Annotated in this window: 17 protein-coding genes and 1 pseudogene; 8 read left to right on the forward strand and 10 right to left on the reverse strand. The window is 58.9% G+C overall.

From position 1 onward, the window contains the following. Nucleotides 1–2: 2 nt before the first annotated feature. The 5 genes and pseudogenes from OMK73_RS01170 to OMK73_RS01190 all read left to right on the forward strand — a co-directional run bounded on the left by OMK73_RS01170 (nt 3) and on the right by OMK73_RS01190 (nt 3,429). On the forward strand, nt 3–329 hold the full coding sequence (locus tag OMK73_RS01170) for a hypothetical protein (RefSeq protein WP_267600335.1): 327 nt from the start codon (nt 3–5) through the stop codon (nt 327–329). Nucleotides 330–719: 390 nt separating this feature from the next. After that, the gene (locus OMK73_RS01175) at nt 720–869 is read left to right on the forward strand and encodes a hypothetical protein (RefSeq protein ID WP_267600336.1); all 150 of its coding nucleotides are present in this window, start codon (nt 720–722) and stop codon (nt 867–869) included. 91 nt (nt 870–960) lie between these two features. Continuing rightward, nucleotides 961–1,230 (forward strand): annotated as a pseudogene (locus tag OMK73_RS01180) (4-hydroxy-3-methylbut-2-enyl diphosphate reductase); the annotation flags it as partial. Next, the gene (gene hpnH, locus OMK73_RS01185) at nt 1,227–2,423 is read left to right on the forward strand and encodes an adenosyl-hopene transferase HpnH (RefSeq protein ID WP_267600697.1); all 1,197 of its coding nucleotides are present in this window, start codon (nt 1,227–1,229) and stop codon (nt 2,421–2,423) included. The pseudogene OMK73_RS01180 and the gene hpnH, both read left to right, overlap by 4 nt. A gap of 136 nt (nt 2,424–2,559) precedes the next feature. Beyond that, nucleotides 2,560–3,429, forward strand: coding sequence for a lysophospholipid acyltransferase family protein (locus tag OMK73_RS01190; RefSeq protein ID WP_267600337.1), 870 nt, complete (start codon nt 2,560–2,562; stop codon nt 3,427–3,429). 666 nt (nt 3,430–4,095) lie between these two features. Here OMK73_RS01190 and OMK73_RS01195 read toward each other — a convergent pair. Next, the gene (locus OMK73_RS01195; RefSeq protein ID WP_267600338.1) at nt 4,096–4,647 is read right to left on the reverse strand and encodes a TniQ family protein; all 552 of its coding nucleotides are present in this window, start codon (nt 4,645–4,647) and stop codon (nt 4,096–4,098) included. Beyond that, complete coding sequence (locus OMK73_RS01200; protein ID WP_267600339.1) at nt 4,607–5,008, reverse strand: TniB family NTP-binding protein; 402 nt, start codon at nt 5,006–5,008, stop codon at nt 4,607–4,609. Before OMK73_RS01200 ends, OMK73_RS01195 begins: the two co-directional genes overlap by 41 nt. Before the next feature lie 106 nt (nt 5,009–5,114). Between OMK73_RS01200 and istA the strand changes: the two genes are divergently transcribed. Then, nucleotides 5,115–6,698, forward strand: coding sequence for an IS21 family transposase (gene istA / locus OMK73_RS01205; protein ID WP_267600340.1), 1,584 nt, complete (start codon nt 5,115–5,117; stop codon nt 6,696–6,698). Next, nucleotides 6,679–7,452, forward strand: a complete 774-nt coding sequence (gene istB, locus OMK73_RS01210) for an IS21-like element helper ATPase IstB (RefSeq protein ID WP_267600341.1) — start codon at nt 6,679–6,681, stop codon at nt 7,450–7,452. Before istA ends, istB begins: the two co-directional genes overlap by 20 nt. Here the strand turns inward: istB and OMK73_RS01215 are convergent. The 5 genes from OMK73_RS01215 to OMK73_RS01240 all read right to left on the reverse strand — a co-directional run bounded on the left by OMK73_RS01215 (nt 7,403) and on the right by OMK73_RS01240 (nt 16,270). Next, the gene (locus OMK73_RS01215; protein ID WP_420715448.1) at nt 7,403–7,582 is read right to left on the reverse strand and encodes a hypothetical protein; all 180 of its coding nucleotides are present in this window, start codon (nt 7,580–7,582) and stop codon (nt 7,403–7,405) included. The genes istB and OMK73_RS01215 overlap by 50 nt on opposite strands. A gap of 50 nt (nt 7,583–7,632) precedes the next feature. Continuing rightward, nucleotides 7,633–8,007, reverse strand: coding sequence for a TniB family NTP-binding protein (locus OMK73_RS01220; RefSeq protein WP_267600343.1), 375 nt, complete (start codon nt 8,005–8,007; stop codon nt 7,633–7,635). Nucleotides 8,008–8,026: 19 nt separating this feature from the next. After that, nucleotides 8,027–9,232 (reverse strand): Mu transposase C-terminal domain-containing protein, encoded by a 1,206-nt coding sequence (locus OMK73_RS38015; RefSeq protein ID WP_324291634.1) that lies wholly within the window; start codon nt 9,230–9,232, stop codon nt 8,027–8,029. Nucleotides 9,233–14,093: 4,861 nt separating this feature from the next. Continuing rightward, nucleotides 14,094–15,062 (reverse strand): ParB/RepB/Spo0J family partition protein, encoded by a 969-nt coding sequence (locus OMK73_RS01235; RefSeq protein ID WP_267600344.1) that lies wholly within the window; start codon nt 15,060–15,062, stop codon nt 14,094–14,096. Continuing rightward, nucleotides 15,059–16,270 (reverse strand): ParA family protein, encoded by a 1,212-nt coding sequence (locus tag OMK73_RS01240; protein ID WP_267600345.1) that lies wholly within the window; start codon nt 16,268–16,270, stop codon nt 15,059–15,061. Before OMK73_RS01240 ends, OMK73_RS01235 begins: the two co-directional genes overlap by 4 nt. 1,073 nt (nt 16,271–17,343) lie before the next feature. Here OMK73_RS01240 and OMK73_RS01245 point away from each other — a divergent pair. After that, nucleotides 17,344–18,741, forward strand: coding sequence for a replication initiation protein (locus tag OMK73_RS01245; RefSeq protein WP_267600346.1), 1,398 nt, complete (start codon nt 17,344–17,346; stop codon nt 18,739–18,741). 424 nt (nt 18,742–19,165) lie between these two features. On the opposite strand, the gene OMK73_RS01250 is transcribed toward OMK73_RS01245, so the two are convergent. The 3 genes from OMK73_RS01250 to OMK73_RS01260 form a co-directional block, all read right to left on the reverse strand. Further along, the gene (locus OMK73_RS01250) at nt 19,166–19,507 is read right to left on the reverse strand and encodes a helix-turn-helix domain-containing protein (protein WP_267600347.1); all 342 of its coding nucleotides are present in this window, start codon (nt 19,505–19,507) and stop codon (nt 19,166–19,168) included. Nucleotides 19,508–19,509: 2 nt separating this feature from the next. Further along, nucleotides 19,510–19,866 (reverse strand): type II toxin-antitoxin system RelE/ParE family toxin, encoded by a 357-nt coding sequence (locus tag OMK73_RS01255; RefSeq protein WP_267600348.1) that lies wholly within the window; start codon nt 19,864–19,866, stop codon nt 19,510–19,512. 380 nt (nt 19,867–20,246) lie between these two features. Then, nucleotides 20,247–21,488: a helix-turn-helix transcriptional regulator gene (locus OMK73_RS01260; protein WP_267600349.1), complete on the reverse strand. Its 1,242-nt coding sequence runs from the start codon at nt 21,486–21,488 to the stop codon at nt 20,247–20,249. Nucleotides 21,489–21,536 lie beyond the last annotated feature (48 nt).

The raw sequence follows: 21,536 nt of genomic DNA on the forward strand, positions 1-21,536 counted from the left end.
CCATGATCGGCAACTTCGGCTTCAACGACGACGACGACGCTTATGTGACCTATGGTTTGAGCGGCAATGGCATACTTCAGCCACCAAGCTTCATGATTCAGGAGCACCTCCGTTCGGGTACGCTGGTCGAGATTCTGTCAAGCTGGAGGCCTCGTTCGATCCCGATCTGGGCCGCCTATCCGCGAAGCCGGCCCTTGCGCCTAACGTGCGCGCATTCCGCGATTGGGCATCGCAACTGGTCGAGCGTATCCGCTTGTGGCCATCAAGTACGAGCCACTGGCATTGTCAGGCGCCTTGCTCTCACTCGCTCCCTCGAGCACACCGCGTGAATTCGTCCTTTAGATATGACGGCGAGCGCGGCGTCGATGCGCCATGGGCATGGGCCGGCCGCTATCCCCTCCGCAGTAAACGCTTGTTCGGAGTCAGACACAGATCAGCTGGGCTGTCACCTCAAAGTGTTTACCGCACTCCGCCAGGCTAGTCCATGTTGTACGAGACGGAACTGGCGCCGCGCAATATACACCCCCTCCGTCCACACAAATCTTGAGAGGTTCTTGCCATGTCGAACGGAGTCACTGTCACCGTTTCCATTGAGTTGAAACCTAAGCACGTCGACAGCTTCTTCAATGAAATGCTTCCGCAACTTCAGAAGCGGACTACTGTGTTCCCTGGTGTGCGCGCCGCGAGGGCCGGTCCGCCAGGAAGCGCAGCCCAATAAGGTGCTGTTCATCGATATATTCGAGACCGTTGCGGCGGTCGATGCCTATTTCCGGTGGCGCGAAGAAAGAGGAGATCTGGAGATGCTCAGTGAACTTCTCTCCAGCCCGCCCCGCATCGAGGTCTGGCCACTTAGCAGCGAAGCGACCTGACGCGGGGGCGCTCGTCAGAGGAACGCCCGGCGCAGCCGGAACGAGGCGTACGCTGCAACGCGCCCATGAACAATTAGGATGATATGAACACGGCTGTGAACTGGACGTCGAGTGGGTGCGTGGCGTCGAAGTCGTTGGGATCACGGCCGGCGCTTCCGCCCCCGAGGAAATGGTCAAGGACGTGATCGCCACGGTGCGCCAGCTCGGGCCGGTGGACGTGTCGGTCATGGATGGCCGCGAGGAACACGCCGAATTCCGCTTGCCAGCCGAACTGGCCGATCCATCGCCGCGCAAGCAGGCGGCCGGAACGGCCACCGCCGGGGCCGTGCCGCAGCCGGACCCGCAAACCGCCGCTGGCTGACGCCCGGCTGCCCCAATAACAAGGAAGTACATTTTGGCCATTCCCTTTTTCAGGTTGCCCGCGTGGGCGCCTATGTCGTCAAGCAGCACCTCTCCGGCAACAAGCGCTATCCGCTCGCGCTGATGCTCGAGCCGCTGTTCCGCTGCAACCTGGCCTGTAACGGCTGCGGCAAGATCGACTATCCGGATCCCATCCTGAACCAGCGCCTGTCGATCGAGCAGTGCCTGGGCGCGGTCGACGAATGCGGCGCGCCGGTGGTGTCCATTGCCGGTGGCGAGCCGCTGCTGCACAAGGACATGCCCACCATCGTCAAGGGCATCATTGCGCGCCGCAAGTTTGTGTACCTGTGCACCAATGCGCTGCTGATGGAAAAGAAACTGGACCGGTACGAGCCGAGCCCGTACTTCGTCTGGTCGGTGCACCTGGACGGCGACCGCGAGATGCATGACCGCTCGGTGAGCCAGGAAGGCGTGTACGACCGGTGCGTCGAGGCCATCGCCGCGGCCAAGAAGCGCGGCTTCCGCGTCAACATCAACTGCACGCTGTTCAACGACGCCGAGCCGGAAAAAGTGGCCCGCTTCTTCGACTCCGTGAAGGCCATGGGCGTGGACGGCATCACCGTCTCGCCGGGCTACGCCTACGAGCGCGCGCCCGACCAGCAGCACTTCCTGAACCGCGGCAAGACCCGCCAGCTGTTCCGCGACATCCTGGCACGCGGGCGCGCCGGCAGGTACTGGGCGTTCAGCCAGTCCACGCTGTTCCTGGACTTCCTGGCCGGCAACCAGACCTACAAGTGCACGCCCTGGGGCAATCCGGCGCGCACGGTGTTCGGCTGGCAGCGTCCGTGCTACCTGCTCGGCGAAGGCTATGTCGACACCTTCAAGGAACTGATGGAAGGCACCGACTGGGACGCCTACGGCGTGGGCAACTACGAGAAGTGCGCCGACTGCATGGTCCATAGCGGCTTCGAGGCTACGGCGGTAGCTGACACCATCGCCCACCCGCTCAAGGCGCTGGGTGTGAGCCTGCGCGGCGTGCGCACCTCGGGCCCGATGGCAGCGGACATCGACCTGACCAAGCAGCGCCCGGCCGAATACGTGTTCTCGAAGCACGTCGAGATCAGGCTTGAAGAGATTGGTCACGCCAAGTCCACGCGTGCTCGCACCGCAACGACTTTCCCACTGGGGCCCTGAGCGATTGGAAGATTACTAGCGCCCGGTGGCTCGGCCGCCGATCCAGCGCGGCGACGCAGTTGCCGCATTTAACAATGTCCATCGCTTCTAGGCGTCCGGAGTCGGGCTACGGAAGGAATGACCTCTTAGATCGCTCATGGATCGCTATCCTCGGCACGACTGGTTTCTCGTTCTAATCCGAATGATCGCTGCGCTACCGCTACCCATTCTGCATTCCGCAGGTCGCTTGTTGGGGCGACTCATCTATCTATTCCCAGGAAAGTATCGCCAGCGATTGCAAGAGAATGCCGCCCAGGCTGGCTACCCAGAACCTGCCTTTTCCCGCAAGGCTGCTGGCGAAGCAGGGGCTATGATTCTGGAGACCTGTCGAGTGTGGTTCCGCAGTCAAGAGAGTATCTCGCAGGCCATCTCGGATGACTGGGGAGTCGTTGAATCGGCTCTTGCAGAGAGCCCGGGGATTCTATTCTTGACGCCACATCTGGGCTGTTTCGAGATTACCGCCCTCTATACCGCGCAGCGCCTGCCTCTCACCGTCATGTATCGGCTCCCTCGCAAGGAAATCCTTCGACCGCTGTTCGAGACCGCTCGCGAGAAGTCCGGACTAACTGCGGTGCCGGCATCTACGCAGGGGGTACGCGCATTCTTGCGAGCGCTACGCCACGAAGAGTCGGTAGGCCTGCTGCCAGACCAGGCGCCAAGCATCGGCGAAGGAGTATGGGTGCCGTTCTTTGGCCGCATGGCCTACACAATGACACTGCCGGGGAAGCTGGCAGCGCAAACCGGCGTGCCAGTAATAGTAGCTGCAGGAGAGCGTCTCCGGGGAGGCCGCGGATGGCGCATCCACTTTGTTCGACTTGCAGGGCCGCTTCCTGATGAGGCGCAGGCACAGGCGACACTCATCAATACAGCTTTGGAAGATATGATCCGCCGCATTCCCGAGCAGTATCTTTGGAGCTACAATCGCTACAAGGTGCCGCCTGGGACGACGGAAAAACCCTACGAATAATGGGGCCAAGCCTGCAAATGCAGACTATGGCAAGGGCCGTCAATACCTCAGGCAGAGATCCAAAGTCTTCGTCGGTCAATCCACAATCTGTTTGCGCGAATTTCAACTCAAAACAGTCCCTGCATGTCCTCCAAGGGGTGCCCGAGGCGGCGGTAACGGGAGGGAAACAGACGGAGTTATTTCGTCGCGCTCCTTGCGCGGTAGGGGCTCGAGCCTCTTCGCTTCTCCATCGACGGCGGTCGATGTCATCCTTCCGTTTCGAGTCTCATTTCCACGCCTCTCTGAGATCCTGTTTGATAATTCGCTGCGGAAGTATTCTAAAGCTAGGATGTGGAGATAAGAACATCGAGAGCGGCAAGGAGCATGCCGGCCAACACGAAGCGATATCAAGCGATCTGACAGACGTGGAGTGGGTAGCAATGGAAGGCCTGCTGCCCAAGCCCCTGGCTTCTCCGACTGATGCGCCGCCCCTGATTCAGAACGCTTCAGGACGTAGTGCTGATGCTCTATAGGGAGTTGGAAGGCAGGCCAGCCCTGCCCAAGCACGGGCACGGTGGCGATCAACGCTCGACGAGCGTACGCCCCATCTAGAACCGCTGTTGAAGATCGCGGTTCATGCGAGCCACGCTCACTATTCATGCGCGCGTAGCTTTTTCCGCTCATCATTCATGCGACTGTCGCTTTTCCATGCGAAACAATCTCCCGGTGGGGTGTTGCGTACGCTCTTCGAAGCAGATCATTGAAATTGCCAATCTTATAGTGACTCCAGTGCCAGGTCGTTTCGAGCCTGCCAGGATGTTGCACGCACACTGAAAAGTTCGGATCCAACCACTCGCGTTTCCAGAATGGCGAACAGACATCAGCAGGGTTCAGGATCAAACAGGGGTAGCAATACCGTAAGCAAAGTCGTTCATAGACCCAACCGGCTGGAGTCTGCATGGCTATCAGGCGATCCACGCTTACGTGGGTCAGCTCTGAGAGACGCTCCAAGGTCTCAGGCGGCACTGGAGGAAACAGTAGCCATTTCCTCCGTGTAAGGGTCGGCATCGGACCGATATCGGCGTGCATCCATAGCTGCTCGACTGTCATGGAATACTTGCCAGCGAGTCGGCCAAGCCAGCCCCCAAATGCCTCTCCGTCAAACGGTCGCGGGGCAACCGGCCACGACCTCGCTTGGTTAAAGCACGCTGTTCCGGGCGTGTTCGATGTGAGAGACATCGATCATCTCCCTTCCGTCGCGGATCGCAAGCTCGGTGGCAGAATTCAATAGCCGCGAGACCTCGCCGGTCAGACCTCCGCTCGCCGCCAAGATCGCCGTGACAACTTCTCGCCGCGACAGGTTTGACGGCCGTCTCAAAGGAAGAACGCGTTCGAATGCCGCCAGGAGTCCCCGGAAGGCTTCCGACTCCTGCCATCGAGGCATCTCGAAGCGCGCAAATCGACTGCTCATTTGCGCATCGGTTTGAAGTGCAATCTCAGCATCGTGCGTCCCCACAAGGACAATCGTCATCTGGAGATCGTTGGCCAGAAACTTGAGCAGGTTCAGTGAGGCCCCCGATGGTCGGTCAAACTCCCCCACCTGTGGTCACCTCAAACTCCCCCACCTGAAGGGGCGCTGAAAGTGATGTAGGCGCCCGGCAGGACGTTACCTTGTTCCCCTCGCATGAAGCAGAGGGGTTGCCGGAGTGAACGTCTTGAAGCCACATCTACAAACCACCATTGCTACGCTGGTCGCGGCAGGCAAAGGCCAGCGGGAGATCGCACGCATTACCGGAATCGATCGCAAGACGATTCGAGGATATCAAGAACGATTTGCCGCCGCTCAGGCAAACTCCCCCACGGTGACCACCGGCTCTGGGCCGCAAATTCCTCCACCCCGACCGCCGGCAAATAACGGAAACACGTTGTCGGCCTGCGCGCCGTACCAGGAATTTGTCCAGGTGCGTCTGCATCGTAACGCCACGGCCATCTACCAGGACCTGGTGGACCAGTTCGGCTTTGCTTCCAGCTACGAAAGCGTCAAGCGCTTCGTCAGGATCTTGCGCCATCACGCGCCGGCACAATTCGACCGGTTGGAGTTCCTGCCCGGCGAGGAGGCGCAGGTCGACTACGGTGAAGGTGCTCCGACCCGGATGCCAGGCACGGACCGTTATCGCAAGCCGCGGCTGTTCGTGATGACGTTGCGATATTCTCGCCGCAGCTTCCGGCGCGTGGTGTGGAAATCGAGTCAGCAGGTCTGGGCAGAACTCCACGAGCAGGCCTGGCGCCACTTCGGCGGCGTGAGCCAGTACGTGGTCTTGGACAATTTGAAGGAAGGTGTCCTCAAGCCCGACCTATATGAGCCCGAGCTCAACCCGGTGTATGCGGCCATGCTGGCCCACTACGGCGTGGTGGCCGATCCGGCGCGCGTGCGCGACCCCAATCGCAAGGGCACGGTCGAGAACGCGATCCAGCATACCCAGGCGACCGCCCTGAAGGGACGCCGCTTCGAGTCGATCGAAGAGCAAAACATCTTCCTTGAACAATGGGAGACGAACTGGGCCTCCAAGCGGATCCACGGCAGCACTCGGCGTCAGGTCCAGGCGATGTTCGAGGAAGAACGCCCTCATCTGCGGGCACTGCCGGTGCATAACTTCGAGTACTTCACCGACAAGGTCTACACCGTCTACGACGACACGTGCATTCGCGTCGATCACAGCAGCTACGCGGCCCGGCCGGCGGCTATTGGCAGCCGGGTGCTGGTGCGCAAGTACGCGCATCGTCTGGAAATCCGTGACCTGAAAACCCAGGCCTTGCTGCGCAGCCACGATCTGGCGGACAGGCCCGGCTCGGTGGTGCTGCCGCAGGACGAGCGCCTCTTTAATCCCTCGCGCGAGACACGGCGCATTCTTGCCCAGGCCAAAGCCATCGGGTCCTCCGCCGAACGCCTGTGCCAGCTCTTGTTCGACACCGAGGGGCGTGTGGGCCAGCGCAAGCTGTGGGGCATCGTGGGTCTTGTCCGGCGGTATCCCCGTCGGCTGATCGACGCGGCGTGCGAAACCGCCTTGCGCGAAGGTGCGCCCAGCTACCGGCAGGTCAAAGCCTTGACCGAACGCCTGCTCGAGCAAGCGCTGGCCGACCTCGATACGCCAATCCAGGGCGAACTGCCCCTGACCCAGGAAAATCCTTTGATTCGGGGCGGCGACGACTATGCCGACCTGTTCTCGCTCGGCGCCAGACAAGCGCCGCCGCCAACCCAGGAGATCACCCATGACCATGAGCTTTGCTGAAATCGATCGTGCCTTGCGCGAACTGCGCCTGTCCGGTGTTGGCGCCACACTGGAGACCCGCGTGCTGCAGGCCCAGGCGGGCCAGCAACCCTTCCTCGAGACCTTCTCCATGATCCTGCAAGATGAACTGGATCGCCGCCGTTCCCGGCTACTCGAGCGGCGCTACCAGCGGTCCGGCCTGGATGAGCGCCGAACCCTGGTCGACTTCGATTGGGCGTTCAACCCGAAGCTGCCGCGTCAGGCCTGCTTCGAGTTGCACACCTTGAAGTTCATCGCCGACGCTGACAATGCGCTGCTAATTGGCAAGCCCGGCACCGGCAAGAGCCACATTGCCAAGGCCATTGCGTACAACGCTACCCTACAGGGCATGAAGGTGCGTTACGTCGAGTCCGACACGGTGTTCGCCGGCTACGCCGTGGACACGCGTGCCGATCAGGACAGACTGCTCACGGCCTTGCTCGAGCCGGAACTGGTGGTGCTCGACGACCTGTTCCTGGCAAAACGCATCCCGGACGCCGCCGCCGAACTGCTGCAGACCTTGGTCCATCAGCGCTACAAACTGCGTCGCAGCATCATCGTCACTTCCAACCGCGTGGTGCAGGACTGGGGGCGATACCTCGGCGACAACACCATGGCCACTACCATTCTGGATCGCCTGATGCATCGATCCAAGCTTCTCGAGTTCGAAGGAAAAAGCTACCGCCTCAAAGAAGCCGCCACCAGGCTTGCTGTTTCTGAGAAGGCCGATTCATAATCTGCCCGTCCTGCCTGGGGGAATTTAGCCGACCACAAGTGGGGGAGTTTGAAGTGACCGTCCGGGGTGAGGCGCGCTGCTCGCGATAATTTCCCGACAAGAGGTGATGAACTTCATCAACAACCAGCATGCGCGGTGAAACTTTCCGAAGCAACTCGCGACTCAGATGCTCGAGCACGTTTAGCCTCGCTTTGATGCGTTGAACGGCGCTCCAAGCTCGAACAGCAGCGATGTGTAGAAGCGGTTCTGGTCGGGCGTGGGTGGCATCTGCATAGACACCACCTTCCGGCGCTCCACGCCCGCAATTTCGTCGTATTCCGGAGGATGGCGCCGTTCAAAATTCGCGATGACCTGGGTCTTTCCGATGTTCGATTCGCCGTACAGCAGAACGCACGGCATACGCTGCCGTGGAGGGATCTTCACCAACCGGTCCAAAAGCTCGAACGCCTGTGTTGCGCGGGGATAGTCGATCCATCGATCGCGAGCCAAGGCAAGAATGCGAACATTGTCATCGCTCTTTGCTAAAGAACGGACCTCCGGCAGAAGGTGTGTCAAGGAAGCACCCATCGCCAGTTCACAGTTGCTCTACGTGATAAGTTGGAGGCGGCTTGCTGTAGTCGACATCCGGCGTTGGCGATGACGCATCGGGGGATTTCGCCTGCCGACTGGACTGCCAGCTCGCCGGGAAAGGCGAGGTCTCCCCTGCTCCTCCTCGTCTGTCTGCGGATCGCCGCTTCGCCGTTGCCCCCTCTATGATGCTGCGTTGCGCGGCTATCGCGTTGAATATCGCAGACTCCGTGACGTGGGATTTTCCCTGCGACCGGAGATGCTTCAGTACCGCCTTTTGCTCCCACAGGGAGATTCGGCCACGCCGCAAGTCGGCAAAGCTTGCCTCAACGTATTCCTTGCCATCGGCACTGACGAAGATTCTCGATAGGTCCTCTGGATGGTATCGCACCACGACGCGACGGTTAGCTGCCCGCCAGGCGGTGAAGATCGGATGCCAATAGTGCAGATAGAACAGTGTCAAGCCGTCAGCCTGGATGGTGCGTCGGCTCATCGGCAGGAACTGAATGAGGAAGCGAAGTTCTTCAGCAGCTGAATCAGGAAGAAGCCGCGGCTTCGATGCCTCAGACAACGTCGACCACGCGGAGTATGGCGTCGCGCCGCTTAGGCCTCGATGGGCACTGTGATGGTAGGTCTGTCCGATTTCATACATCAGCCATTGCTCGAACTCCAGGAGGGTCAATGCGGCCTCCGCTTCTGGCTTGCGAGCCTTTCGTCCTTTCGTCGACGATCCGGTCGAGCCTGGCAGACTGTGCACCTTCTCCATCATGGTGCGGTTCAGTCTTTCTATATGGCCCCCGAAATAGGGTCGGCCAGGCGGGCGATACATCAGCTCGATTCCGTATTGATTGCAGCCCGCTCGCAGTGCCTTACTTTTGAACTCGGCAGCGTTGTCGAGATGCAATACCTTCGGCACGCCATGCATCGGCCAATCTACAGCGACGTCCCGGCTCGCCAACCATGGGGCCTTGGGCAGGACCATCCGCGTGAGAAGCAGAGCGACAGTCGCCGCGTTGGGGCGATCGAAACCGACATAGACTGCCACGACCGATCGTGTGGCGACGTCGATTGCCAAAGTAAGCCATGGTCTGCCGATCGCGCGGCGAAACACCTCTTCGACCAGCATGATGTCGGCAAGTGTGTGATCGATCTGCACAATATCCAAAGGGTGCTGTGCCACAAGGTGGCCCGGCGCTGCGCCCGAAAGCTTCATGCATTCTTTGTCACGGTAGTCGGCCCATCGGCGCGAGATTGTTGGCCGGGAAGGTGGTGTGGCGCATGCAACTGCGCACCGCATGCGGACCTCTCGGCAAATCTCATGAAGGGGATGGGCTAGATGCTTCTGCCGCGGAAGCCAATCGGATAGGACGTCCTGAACGATTGCCTCCACATCATCCGACAGCATGTATTGCCCTCGACGTGGACCTGACGGAGACGGGAGCAATGAGGTTGTCACCGGGTCTTCTAAAAAGCGTCGCCGCAACCGGTACACTGAAGAACAGTGCAAGCCCAATAGCTGTCCTGCAAGAGCTGCCTGCTTGCGGGTGAGTGGCGCCTGGCCAAGGGGGCGGAAGATTTGCGCCGCTGCCAGTTCGCGCTTGTCGGGCTCCTTTTTCATCGAAAGCCCCGGAGGATTTTTCCTCGTCTTACATTAGACGATTTTGGCCCGTTTCGACGTAGTCTCAAGAATGTTGTGCAGCCTGACGCTGACGTTGCCTTTCAGCAACTTTCGAAAAGCGTACTTAATGACGAATTTCGTTTAGAAATCAAAGAATCGTGGCGATGCGCAGAAATGTGCTCGCTCTTACACATGATGTTCCATGGCTCGCACGGAGCTTGTTCCTCAACAGTGCCTTCACGGGTGCGCGATCGGACGGCAGATCAAGCAGTCGGTGGTGGCGCAATGGAACGGGTTCATGAACGCACACGCGGCCGCGCGAGTAGTGTGGGTGGTGGAGATCCCAGTTGACTACTTCATCCCTCGCGAGGGCGAACCCAGCATCTCGCGAGGCTGATGTGAACCCATCAGCTCGCTAAGCGGGGTGATGCTCTCATAACGTTGGCCCATCCCTGCAAGCGACCAGCCTCCCTACATTATCGGCATTCGCTTTTACTATGCAGAAACGGTCGGCACCAACTCGCGATAAAGGGTTTCTGTGTAGTTTCAAAGACTTAGCGGATGAATCTGGTGTCCCGTTAGCGTCACCAAGCTGGCTTGGTATGGCAGAAGCGGCGAGGGCCCAGGGGAACGTTTTTCTCCCGCTGGGCATTTTGCTGAGGAGGTTCCGATTCCGCCACACCGATTCCAGCTGATGCCTAAATGAGCCACAGGGGCGGCGACGTTGGGTAAGAATCATGTGGGGCAGCGACGGGCAGCCCAATTCCTCTGCAGGAAAGTCATGCAGCGCCCTTTCCGCCGAGGCAACGTGTCTCCACAAGACGCACAAGGGACTCGATCGGCTTCGCGGGGACCGCAATCCGCTCGCTCTGGACCACCCAGTAGCTGGCGCTGGCCTTGGCGAACGGGGCGAGCGCAGCTTCGAGCCGGGCCAAGTCTGCTTTGAACCGTCCGGCGTCGGTAGCGGAATCCCCTCTCCTTGCCTAGCGGGACGACAGCATAGACCCGCCCCGCCTGCCGATCCTGGTCGATCATATAAGGTCCGAGCGCGCGGCGTTTGCGGCGGCATTCCTTCAGGGTCAGGTTTTACGGCTTTTCCCATTCCTGCTCGGTCAAATGCTTGCCACGCTCGCGCGCTGCTTGGAGCGAGTCGATATCGGGGACGTCACTTCGAAATTCGCCAGGGTCGACTCGGTTGGCCAGAACATGCAACGACTGCCCGAATCACCTAGTTAATTGTGCTGATGTCCAGCAGGATACCAACGGCCGCAACCGCACAACAGGCCTCACCTTTGCCTAATCACTAGGCACGCACTCCCTTCAAGTCCTCGTTCTGTTCACCGAAGGTGAGGTTGTTTGTGCGGTTGCCACGGCCGTTAGCGCGCCGAGCTCGTAAGCCTACGATTCCCTTTAGCTTCTCCAGCGATTTCTCGCTGCAGTTCGAGGAGGGCTTCGTGCTCGCAATTGTCAGCGGCGAGATAGAGCGCCAGCATGCTCGCGTTAGCTCATGACTACGACATTTGGTGCCCTTCCGGGGATGCCTGCGTAAACGTCGCAAACATGGTTAGGTAGGTTTTCTTTTCGGCCGGCGAGCAGCCGTTCCCGGACATTCAGCCGGGGCGGGAGCACTGCGCGATCTGGACTACCAGCAAGTTCGTGGGATTGACGGCGTCGACTTAGGCGGCTACTTGGTCCCCAAGCGCTTCCGTTCCAGCTGTAAGGCATAGCGCCCAAGCGCGCCAGCGGCAGTGTCACCTGGGCGCAGACAGAAACGCCACGTGGCGTTTCAAAGGTCCTATCCGCCCTTCCCAGAAGAGTCGAAGCCCCAGCTTTGCGTCGGCGGAGAACTCGGGGCCGTTAGTTGCACTCACCAAGGGGGACTGAAGGCAACCCGCGGCAAGCGCCCGCTATGCGAACAGCCGCACGGAGAACAGCGCGGCATGGTAACCCGACTCCAGGTAGACAGCGCATAGCGCGTGAGGAGGTGGCCACGCAAGCAAGTGGCCGCAAATCTAGCATCCCCCGGCGGAACGCTTCTGGAGGCTCGCCGATCCAGCCGGCTAGTGCCGCGGGGTCGATGCCGCAATGCTCCGTCATTGACGGCCGGCCGATCGGACCGACCCCTTTCTGAACGAGGCAATTTCTAGGCGGTTTAGCGCGCACACTCTCAAGACAGCGATAGCGACGCGTACGGCAGCAGGCTGCCGTCGTGCCAAGTCGGATATTGCCATCAGACACTCAGTGCCTCATTCTGGCCAGGTCGTTGGTGTGCCGCGGTTGTGGACAGAATCGCCATCTGGATGCGGTGGACGTGTTCCTCGGCGATGGCCGGCCAGGAATCGCGGGGTGACACGAGGGGATGCAACCGCCGGCAAGGCGCGGCAACACGTGGCGGCAGGCCTGGGCCACAGTTTTCATGGGAAAATCCATAGGGCCCGCGCCGGGCGGCGGCAGAGTATCGGACACAGCGCGCATCGAGGCATTGGCTTGATCGGTCATTCGGAAATCCGGTGCCCATGCCGCGGAAGTCCTGCGGTAAAGGACTAGCCAGAACTCGGGGGCCATTCGCTGCCGCGCGGTCATAGCCGGCGACCACGTAGGCGAGTTCCTGCACACTTCTGACACCGAGAAAGAGCTTGAACACCAGCGTAAAAAGCGGCAGCTATGTGGGCACCTCTGGCCAGTACCACTCCAATCGAATCTCGAAGAAAAGCAATGACGCCACCGGCACGGCGCAGAGGCGGATCCGTTGGCGACATCCATTCCCACTGGGTCATCCTTGCCTCGCCTGGGCGTAAGGCGACCAACCGATCCGGTCCCGCCCGAGTCGGTATGGGTCTACACGACGATCGACACACACCCCCAGTCGCGTCAAGCCAGCGGGCAATGTGTCCGCCATCTCCTGGCTCGAACATAAATGGCGAATGGTCGCGCGCCCCCGCGGGGTGATCGCGCAGAATGTGGGCGCACGGCGATGGCGGGAGAATGTGTCACCATTGCTGCGATCTCCACATGAGCGGCAGGACCGCCGTGGGCTCCGCTTCGGGATTCGGCGCAGGTTTGCGCCGCCTCTCCCTCAAAGCTGCTGCGTCGCTGGGTGCGCCGCGGACCGGCAGCTAGTCCAGCCACTGTGATTCCGTCCGAGCCCTGTTCACGTATGCGGAAACGTTCCCCGGCCAGAGCAGCCGGCGCGTGTCCGGCGCAAGGACGGCCTAGTACATATATGGGGAATGCAGTGTGCAGTTGCGCGGGGGAGTCGCGCGCAAGGTCCCCATAAACTGTGTTGCGTCGAGACACTGGCAAAACGGGCATAGTGCCCGTGCTCCAGGTGTGGCCATGTTTTTCCGACGAGATCGCAGCGCAGGCGGAGCCATACGGCCGAATTGCAGGCGTTGCCAAAATAGAGGTTTGGCCTTTGCCTGGTGGCGATGCCACCTAGCAGCATACGCAGCTTGCGCTCGCAGATGAGGTGCCGGGTGCGATGGCAGGCCTGCGCCATTGGACCGCTGAATCGGATGCCGAGTACATACTATGTACTCGGCGCAGGGTTGCCAGTTGCGAAAGGGAAGAGATGCCCAGCCAGTGCATGCGTGGCTAAACTCGTTGGGAGTATTCAAGGCAACGCGCTCCGACAATGCCCCGGCGCCGAGTACATAGTATGTACTCAGCGCAGATCGGAAACGGCGGTGCAAGGGCAGACATCCCTGCGGCGGGGGAGATGGCGACCTGTCGCGTAACGGATGCCTCGGCAACCTGCCGTTCAACAAACGTCGCCATTCGCGGCATTTTGGCCAACGGACAGAGGGCACAGTTCCTCAAGATCCAGTGCAGCGATCTATGGCGGTTCGGGCATTACCCCACCGCGTACATAGTATGTACACCTGCGGGATTGCAGCGCCCGCTCGGGCATCGCAAAAAAGCCCGCTCTCGGCTCACATCTGATTCCGACCGCGTTCCGCCTCTCGTTGAGGTGACGCTGCCGGATGGGAGCGTTCGACCTATCCAGGTCAACTTCTGTAAAAACCCTACCTGCGCCAATTTCGGGGTGCCCGCCGCAGGTAAGAAGTACTCTCGACGGTCCAAACAGCCGGGCGGCCCCACCGGCGGCCATGACTATGGAATGACCGGCAATACCACCAGCACTCCGCTCCTGAAGTGCTTGCTGTGTGGTGAGTTCCCGCCCATCAAGACCAATATCGGGGTTGGCGAGGAACTCGTGAGACTCGCTCGATACCTCGACGCGCCCCAAGGCCGCCTGCTGCAAAACAGAGGGGTGCGCGAACGCCGACGTCGGCTTGGCCACCCACGTGGTCGAGTTCGACGAACTGATGGGCGTCAAATGACAAAGGCCCTTCGAAACTCGAATGGCCTTTGAATCAGCACTGGCTCGGGCGAGCCATCAACAGATTAAGCGATGGCCTTGGCTCTCGGCGGGCTCTTCATCAATATGAAACAGTCAGTTTGGCTGGTGATGAAACATCTGGCTGATCATTTCCCGAATCTGGGTCTCCTGCGCCTCAGTCAGGACGCCAGCTTTGATCTTCACCGTGAAGCTGTTGACGTCCTTCGTGATGGAGCCAGCCTGTTCCTTTCCCGAGAAGAACTTGTCAATACTGCGCCCGCTCGCCGACTCCGTTGTTGCACGACGAGTAGCCAGCGCCCCAATCGCTGAGGCCACCTTCCCCTGATCCATGTTTCCTTTAACGACAAGTGGCCAGATCTCCTTCGCCGCCGCGATACCTTCTTCTCCATGCTTGCGAATGGCCCCGACGAGCGCATGTGCTGCGTTACCACCTAGCAGTCGCGGATGAAGATGGAGGTCATCCAAGATGAAGCTAGGAAGCTTGTCGAATGCGAGGAATTGGTAGAGGCCGGTTCTGGAAAGACCCACCGCTTCCGCCATCCGCTTGCGGTTGGGAAATTCTTTTTCAGACCGCCGGATGGATTGGCTGACTTCAAAGTCAGACAGGTCATCTCGGCTGATATTCTCGACCAGGGCAAGAATAGCCATATCGGAGTCGGAACACTCCACAACGACTGACTTGATGGTATCGAGCCCCAGAATTTTATGCGCTCGCCACCGACGTTCGCCCGCCACAATCTGATAGGCCGACTCAACCCTACGAACCACAATGGGTTGCATCAACCCAACTTCACGAATTGACTCGGCTAGGTCTCCCAGCTTCGCTTCGTTAAAGACCTTTCGCGGCTGCCATGGGTTCGGGACAACTTCCGCAACCGGCAGTTGGGACGAAGTGCCAGTTGATTCCAACTCTTGTACCCGGATTTGAGCCACAGCCAACGCTCCCGCTAGACCAGGCGCGGTCTGCGTGCGGTCGGTCCGCTTGACCTCATCCTCCTTGATCGCAGAAGTCTTTCGGATGCCGGCCGTCTTTGCCAGCAGCTGTTCACGCATATTGCTCATTGCGCGTTCCTCCACTTTTCTTCAAATATTTCGTCCACCCATCGGCAGTAATCGATGAGGGGTTTCCGAATCCGCTGTAGTGACTTCGCCGCACTGTGGGTGCCGCTGACGTCAAATACAGTCGAGAAAGCCAGTGCGCCTGTGCTCATGACGGAACTGGCAGGTACTTCGATTGAATGCAGCCAGTTCTCATAAGCGCTTTCGGCCCATGCCCGGACGATAGGCGCGGATGAGGTACGACCATAGTCGACTTTGGAGAGCAAAAGGGAGACGAAGTCATACTTCTTGTCCGCTTCATACTTGATGAAGCTCTTGGAAACATCCGAGAACAGGCGCCAGAAGGACAACGAACTGATGAAGTCCAAGTTCTCAGGCACCATCGGCATTACCATTGCATCTGCCGCTAGCAGTGCGTTCAGATTTAGGTACGACAAGGAAGGGGACGTGTCCATCAGGATGTAGTCGTAACGCTTCCGCAGCGGTTCAAGCCCCGATCGCAGCACCGTCCAGAACTTGAAGCCAGGTTTCGTCTTCTGCATTGCTGGCAGATGGAACTCCGCACCAATCAACTCTGTGTGCGCCGGGATGACGTCAAGACCATCCCAGTAGGTGGACTGAACCCTTTCTTCCAGTCCACCTTCGACTTCTTGATCGTAGATGTATGGCAGTACGGTGTCTTCCGGCGTCACGTCTTTCTCTGCGTATAAGCCGCACAATTCCGATAGCGACGCCTGCGGATCGAGGTCAACCACAAGCACCTTGCGCCCGCGCAACGTTAGCGCTTGTGCGAGGCACATAGTTGTTGTTGTCTTGGCAGACCCACCCTTCAGCTGGGCCGTGATGATAATCTTCCCTTTCGGTTCCCGTATGCCAGTAACGAGTGGAGTCTGATAAATATCTGAAACCCTCTGGACCCAAACACGCGCTTCCTCCAGCGTGAAGGTGCGGGTTCGGCCAGTTCCTGCAGCTGTGCCTGCGGGCAATTCACCGCTACCCTTTGTCGCAAGGTACTGAACTTGGGAGTGCGAGATGTTGCACATCTCGGCAATCTCGCCTGTCTTGAAGATTGGCGCAGTTTTTCTGGGCCTGGGCGCCAATATCGTCTCACGCAGCTCACTCGTGAAAATTGTCACTTTCTCTGCAAACTTGCTGATTTGTTCTAGAGGGACGGTCCGGTCTACAGCAGGAAGTTGGCTAATTTTCACCATTCTGAGGTTTTTCCAGAAAAATATATAAACCTCAGAATACAGGAAATGCCTGAGGAATGCTGCATAAATTGCTGTTTTCTATAGGGACTCTCCAATAAAGCAACGATTCCAGAGGTTTGGCGTACCCTAAAACTCAGTAAGCGTAGTAATGCGAAACACTGGTTCACTATGAACCTCGCACAAATGACCTCACCTTTGTCGGAGAGAAGAGGGACTTGAAGGGGTAGTGCCGAGAGATGATGCGAAGGTGAGGCCTGTTGTGTGGCGTGTGGCAACTGCTAACCCGCAGGGAATCAGCACAAACAACCTCACCTTGGATACCTGACCTTGCAGGGAAGTTTTGTGAACAATGCGAAACGTACTTTGTCCTCCACCTAAGAATGACGCACAGTCCACATTGACAAGGTCAGCGACTACACCTTCGCGCCAATTCAACTCGGGGGCCCTTACCCCATGCCGGCTCACGGCCGGTTTCGCACAAACACTCGCCTTGAGGGGCGTCGGATGGTGAGATGGTGAGGTTTCTTGTGCAAAACTAAGACCGTTAATCGCGGTTCCGCACAAGAAACCTCACCATACAAAAACAGCCTTCTCTCGTGAACAAAGAACCTCACCTATGGACTGCAGGTGGCTTTTAGTTAGTTTGTCTTTTTTTAAGTAAACAACCCAACCAACCAACAGCAGATTGCAAATTCTTTTAAAATCAATGTCTTAACATCAAAAAGGTGTGGTTCCATGTGCAAAAGGTGAGACCCCTTGTGCAGCAAGGTGCGGTTCCTTGTGCCGCCTAGGTGAGATATAGGAGACACAAACGTGAGGTTCATTGTGCACGCGGATCGATGGTGAGGGTTGATGTGCGAACACTAGGGCGTTCCTATGAAACCTCGACAAGTTAAGGCTTGGGCGGCAAAAGCGTTCTCAAAATGGTGAGGTTCGTTGTGCGGTAGGTGAGAGTGGTTGTGCACGCCGCGAAGAAACAGCGATTCGTAGCTGCTCAAGGTGAGGTCCATTGTGTTGACACCTCACCTAAGCATGCTAAAGTGCGCTGAGCCCAGAACAACGAGCAGAAAACTATGGCGTCGGACAATATCGAGGAGGTCAAATCAAGCGCAACGCCTCGACAGATGGCACTCGCATTGTTCGAGGACATGTTTGACTTGGGCTTGCCCATAACCGAGGCCAATCGGGAGATCGGCTTTCAACGCAATAACGTCTTTACTGAAATCGTCAACATGGGGCTTGCAGCGCGGCGCTTCCTTGACGCCGCGTATTTTATTGTCGGTCAAGAACCCGAGGCCCGAGCTCAGTATGACGTTGATCTCAACTACTTCAAGTGGTTGATGCGCTATGACAGCCGCAATATCAAGCACCTGCGGTCCATTGCCGACGAAGCGCAGAACGCGAAAATTCGTGTCACCAATACGCCATTGGACCGGGACCCCCATGAAGATGACTTGTGGGTACAAGTCCAACTAATAGGTCTCGTGGGTTTTCTCCGGGGGCGTGTCAGCTTCGACGTACATCCTCGCTTACTCCCACTTATCCGTGACCCGCGCAAGTCCCACTGGCTGAGCTTAAGGATTTCCACCGCCTTCACACGCAGCTTGGCGCGGGCGATCTACGATAAGGTTCTGCCATGCGTGCAGGTCGGCCGAACGGACTGGATCCAGCTAAATGAAATGCGTACGTGGCCCGGAAAAATGGGGGCCAACGCGGCAATATTCAAATACTTCAAGCGCGACTGGTTAGAACCGGCGGTCCAGGAGATCAACAAAGTCTCGGACATCGAACTCTCGTACGAGACTCGGGCCGAGTCTACCTCTTCGAAGAAGGTGGACCGAATCAGGTTCCTACTCAAGCGAAAGGATACCGCCGACGCTGTCATGGCTAGCCTGGCAGATGCAAGCCACCTCTATAAGATTCTCAAGGACGAGTTCAATCTGTCTTCCCGGCAGTTCAGCGAGATATCGGAAAACCGTGAGGTATGGACCGACGAACGGATCATGCAGGCCGTTGAATACACCCGCTTCAAGCTTCATCGAGGGCAGGTGAAGAAGAGTCCAGCAGGCTATCTGATGAGCGCCCTGCGGGACAACTGGAAGATATCGGAAGCTGAACGAACGATGGTCCAGGTACAAACGAAGCTTCTTGCAGTTGATGCGCAACAAGAGGTCGCAAAGGCTGAGACCACGAATGCCGTTGCACGTAGTGTCGCATCGCACGACGATCAGGTCCGTGTGCGCATGAACGAAGACTCGCGCAAAGGTCTGGAACACTTCAAAGCGGCAGAAGCAAGAACGAGACAAGAGCTGATCCGCGCTTGGTTCGCATCGAGAGAGGGCAAGCTCTTGCTGCGACGTATGAAGCTCGAGCCGTCCTCAGTTACAGAGCAGGACATCCTCGCGCAGTCAGAGTTGGGCTGGTACCTCGGTCAATATGTGTTTGGCCGCATCAAATCTGCGCTCGGGTAATGAGCCGCGGATAGATGGCTTGCCACGGGGGTATGTCAGCAACAGGGTCGCTCGCTCCCATCAATGGTCTTTGACCGCTACATCAAGCGAGATTGGCCTGCGTGTTCCGCAGGCTTGCCCCTGCTGGGCCCTTCCTTGTCAGCCGGAGGCGCGACCAAGACATTGGACCCGAGCCTTACCCTGCGATCTGGTGGTTCGGAGCTCAATGGCGCAGGCTGTTTCCGAAGGTGCCGTCCACACGGGGTAAAGCGCATCAAAGTGCGTTGGAGCGCCTGGGAACGCGCTGGAGCGCTTCCACGCCTGGAAGCGCGTAAACGCAGATGGGTTTTCAACGAGTTCCTTGGTTGGCCGGATTGCTTGACAGGGGCTGCAGCTGCCACCGCCATTAGCCCGCCGAGCTCGTAAGCCTAGGACTTTTTCGTCGTCAGGCAACCACTACGTGAGTGTGCCCCAGCGTTCGGCGACCGGCCTTCCTCACCACGATGTCCACGTCGCGCCCCAATCGGTTCAGGCACTCGATCATCTTGGCCTGGCTAATGCCGCGGAATTTGCCGCGCAATAGCTCGGAGAGCTTGGGTTGCGGCATGCCCAGCAGTTCGGCCGCCCGTTGCTGGGTCAAGTGCCGGCTCTTGATGATCTGCGCGATCTCATGTGCCAGTCCGGCCTTGACCAGCATTTCGTCGGCGTCCGGATAGCCCAGGTCCGCATAGGGATTGTCGCTGCCTTGCTCAATGGTAAGGTCGTCGATGGTTGCTATCGTGTTCATGTTCATTGCTCCTTCTCCAAGGCCGTCACAGCTTTCAGGCGAGCCTCTATCAAGTCCATGTCCGGTTTGGGTGTGGCAATGCCGCTGGTCGATTTCTTCTGGAAGCAATGCAGCACGTACACCGCTCCCGCGTAGCGCACCGTGTACACGGCGCGGTAGGTGCCGCCCTGGTGGTCTTCCACCACTTCCAGCACACCCGCCCCGCCGAAGCCCTTCAGCGGTTTGGCCTGGCTGTGCTTACTACCCACCTGGGCCAAGTGCAGCGCATAGCCAAAGGTGTCTTGCACGTCTTTCGGCATCGCGCCCAGGTCTTTTTTCGCTGACCCCACCCAGCGCAGCATTTTTATCATCGTCGGCATCACAGGATTATACCTAAATGTAGATAAATGCGCATCGCACCGTGCTGCCGGACCCTGTCGGTCAACGGTTCTGCAATGGATGACCGTTACGAATTATCCTCCCACGCCACCTCGCGCCCGCCAGAAATGTGACGCATCGTACGCCAACCAGTGCGCCTCGGCTCATTACACACGATTGGTGCGATGCGCTCGTATGCATGGAGTGCGGCCCGCTCGATCCAGATGGACAAGACGAGGATTCCTAACAGCGCGAGAAGCACGTCTGCGCGTCCGACACGCCATGCGCCGGCTCACGGAGATAGGCCAGGCTGCCTCAGGGTGCAAATCCGGACAACCGAAATGCGGCCCTCAGCGAAGGTTACGCCGGTACCGAGGCCGCGCTATCCCTCGCCGTTCTGAAGGGCGGGGCGTGCCGCGCACCTGGTCAAGTGCGCCGGCGACGAGCGCCCACGAAGTATTCCCCGGGCGGCGGCTAACTGCGCCTCCATCACCGCCAAGGACTGGCCGCGTTCGAACGGGTCCACGCAGGGTCGAGCAAAAGCCGACTTTCCGTCGTTCGCCTGGCAGGCCGCCATCTCCCGCAGGAGATCGAACGCGAGCGCATGGGGTGCCGCGGCCCTACGGCCAGCCTTCTCGATCACCACCGATGCCTCATCAACGCTGAGCACGGCACCGTCGGCGCGCGTTACCTGGACCCCACGGAGCCTTGAGACCAGGTCTGAAATTTCCGCGGTTACAGCAGCTGCGGCTTCCGCCTTTGCCCGCTCGGCCTGCGCTTGCGTTGCCTGCTGTTCTGCGACAAATGCGTAGTCGACTGTCTTGGACAGCAGGGCCTGGATGTAGGCGAAGAGTTCCCTGCCCTTGAGCGGTATCAGGGCATCGCGGACCACTGCAATTACGTTCGAAAGCCGGTGGCCGACGGCCTTAGCGCGTTTCATGAGGGCGAACAGGCCGGTCAGCGCCAGTCCGTTTTGCGTGACCAGCCAGGCCAGCTCCGAAGGCACGGCTTTGCCCAGCACGCGAATGAATGGGCTCGTCCCCGGCGACTGTTTCTTCGAAGAAGATTGTTGAGGGTGTACGTTAACGTCTCTCACCGGTGCGAGGTCGGGCATCCGGCGGGTGGCTCCCTGGTTCTGTATGTCGGGGGTCCTCGCCGTGGCACCCATCTCAGGCGACGGTTGAGTCGACGCTAGGCCAAGATTCCGAATGGCTTGCACCGAAAGCCGAATCCGACCAAGGGCCTTCAGATTGTATGTGGACTGTCTTTGCTCCTCCCGCTCGATCAGGCCGGCACCCTCCAGGGCGGCGAGGCAACGATAGACGGTCGCCTCGCTAAGACCAAGCCGTCGTGCGATCGTGACCTTCTTCATGAAGATCCAGTCCACTGGATCTTGCTGTTTCACGCCGTTACGAACCAGGCAGGCGAGAACCTGACGCTGTGTCTGCGTCAACGCAAACTCATGCAACGCCTCATAGACGCGCACGAGCGCGTTGGCAATCTTGCTTGGTAGGTAGTGTGGCCCAGACTCGCTTGCGCCGTGGGCGATAGGATGTGCGCTGCCCACGGCGCAAGGACGCGTCGTCGCGCTGCCGATGGGCGAGCGCCGCCCACCGGCTTCCATGGTTCGAATCATGTTCCGCCGTTCTATACAAAAAAACTTGTGAAGGCG

It is taken from the genome of Cupriavidus sp. D39 (assembly GCF_026627925.1).
In the GTDB taxonomy this organism is placed as follows: domain Bacteria; phylum Pseudomonadota; class Gammaproteobacteria; order Burkholderiales; family Burkholderiaceae; genus Cupriavidus; species Cupriavidus ulmosensis.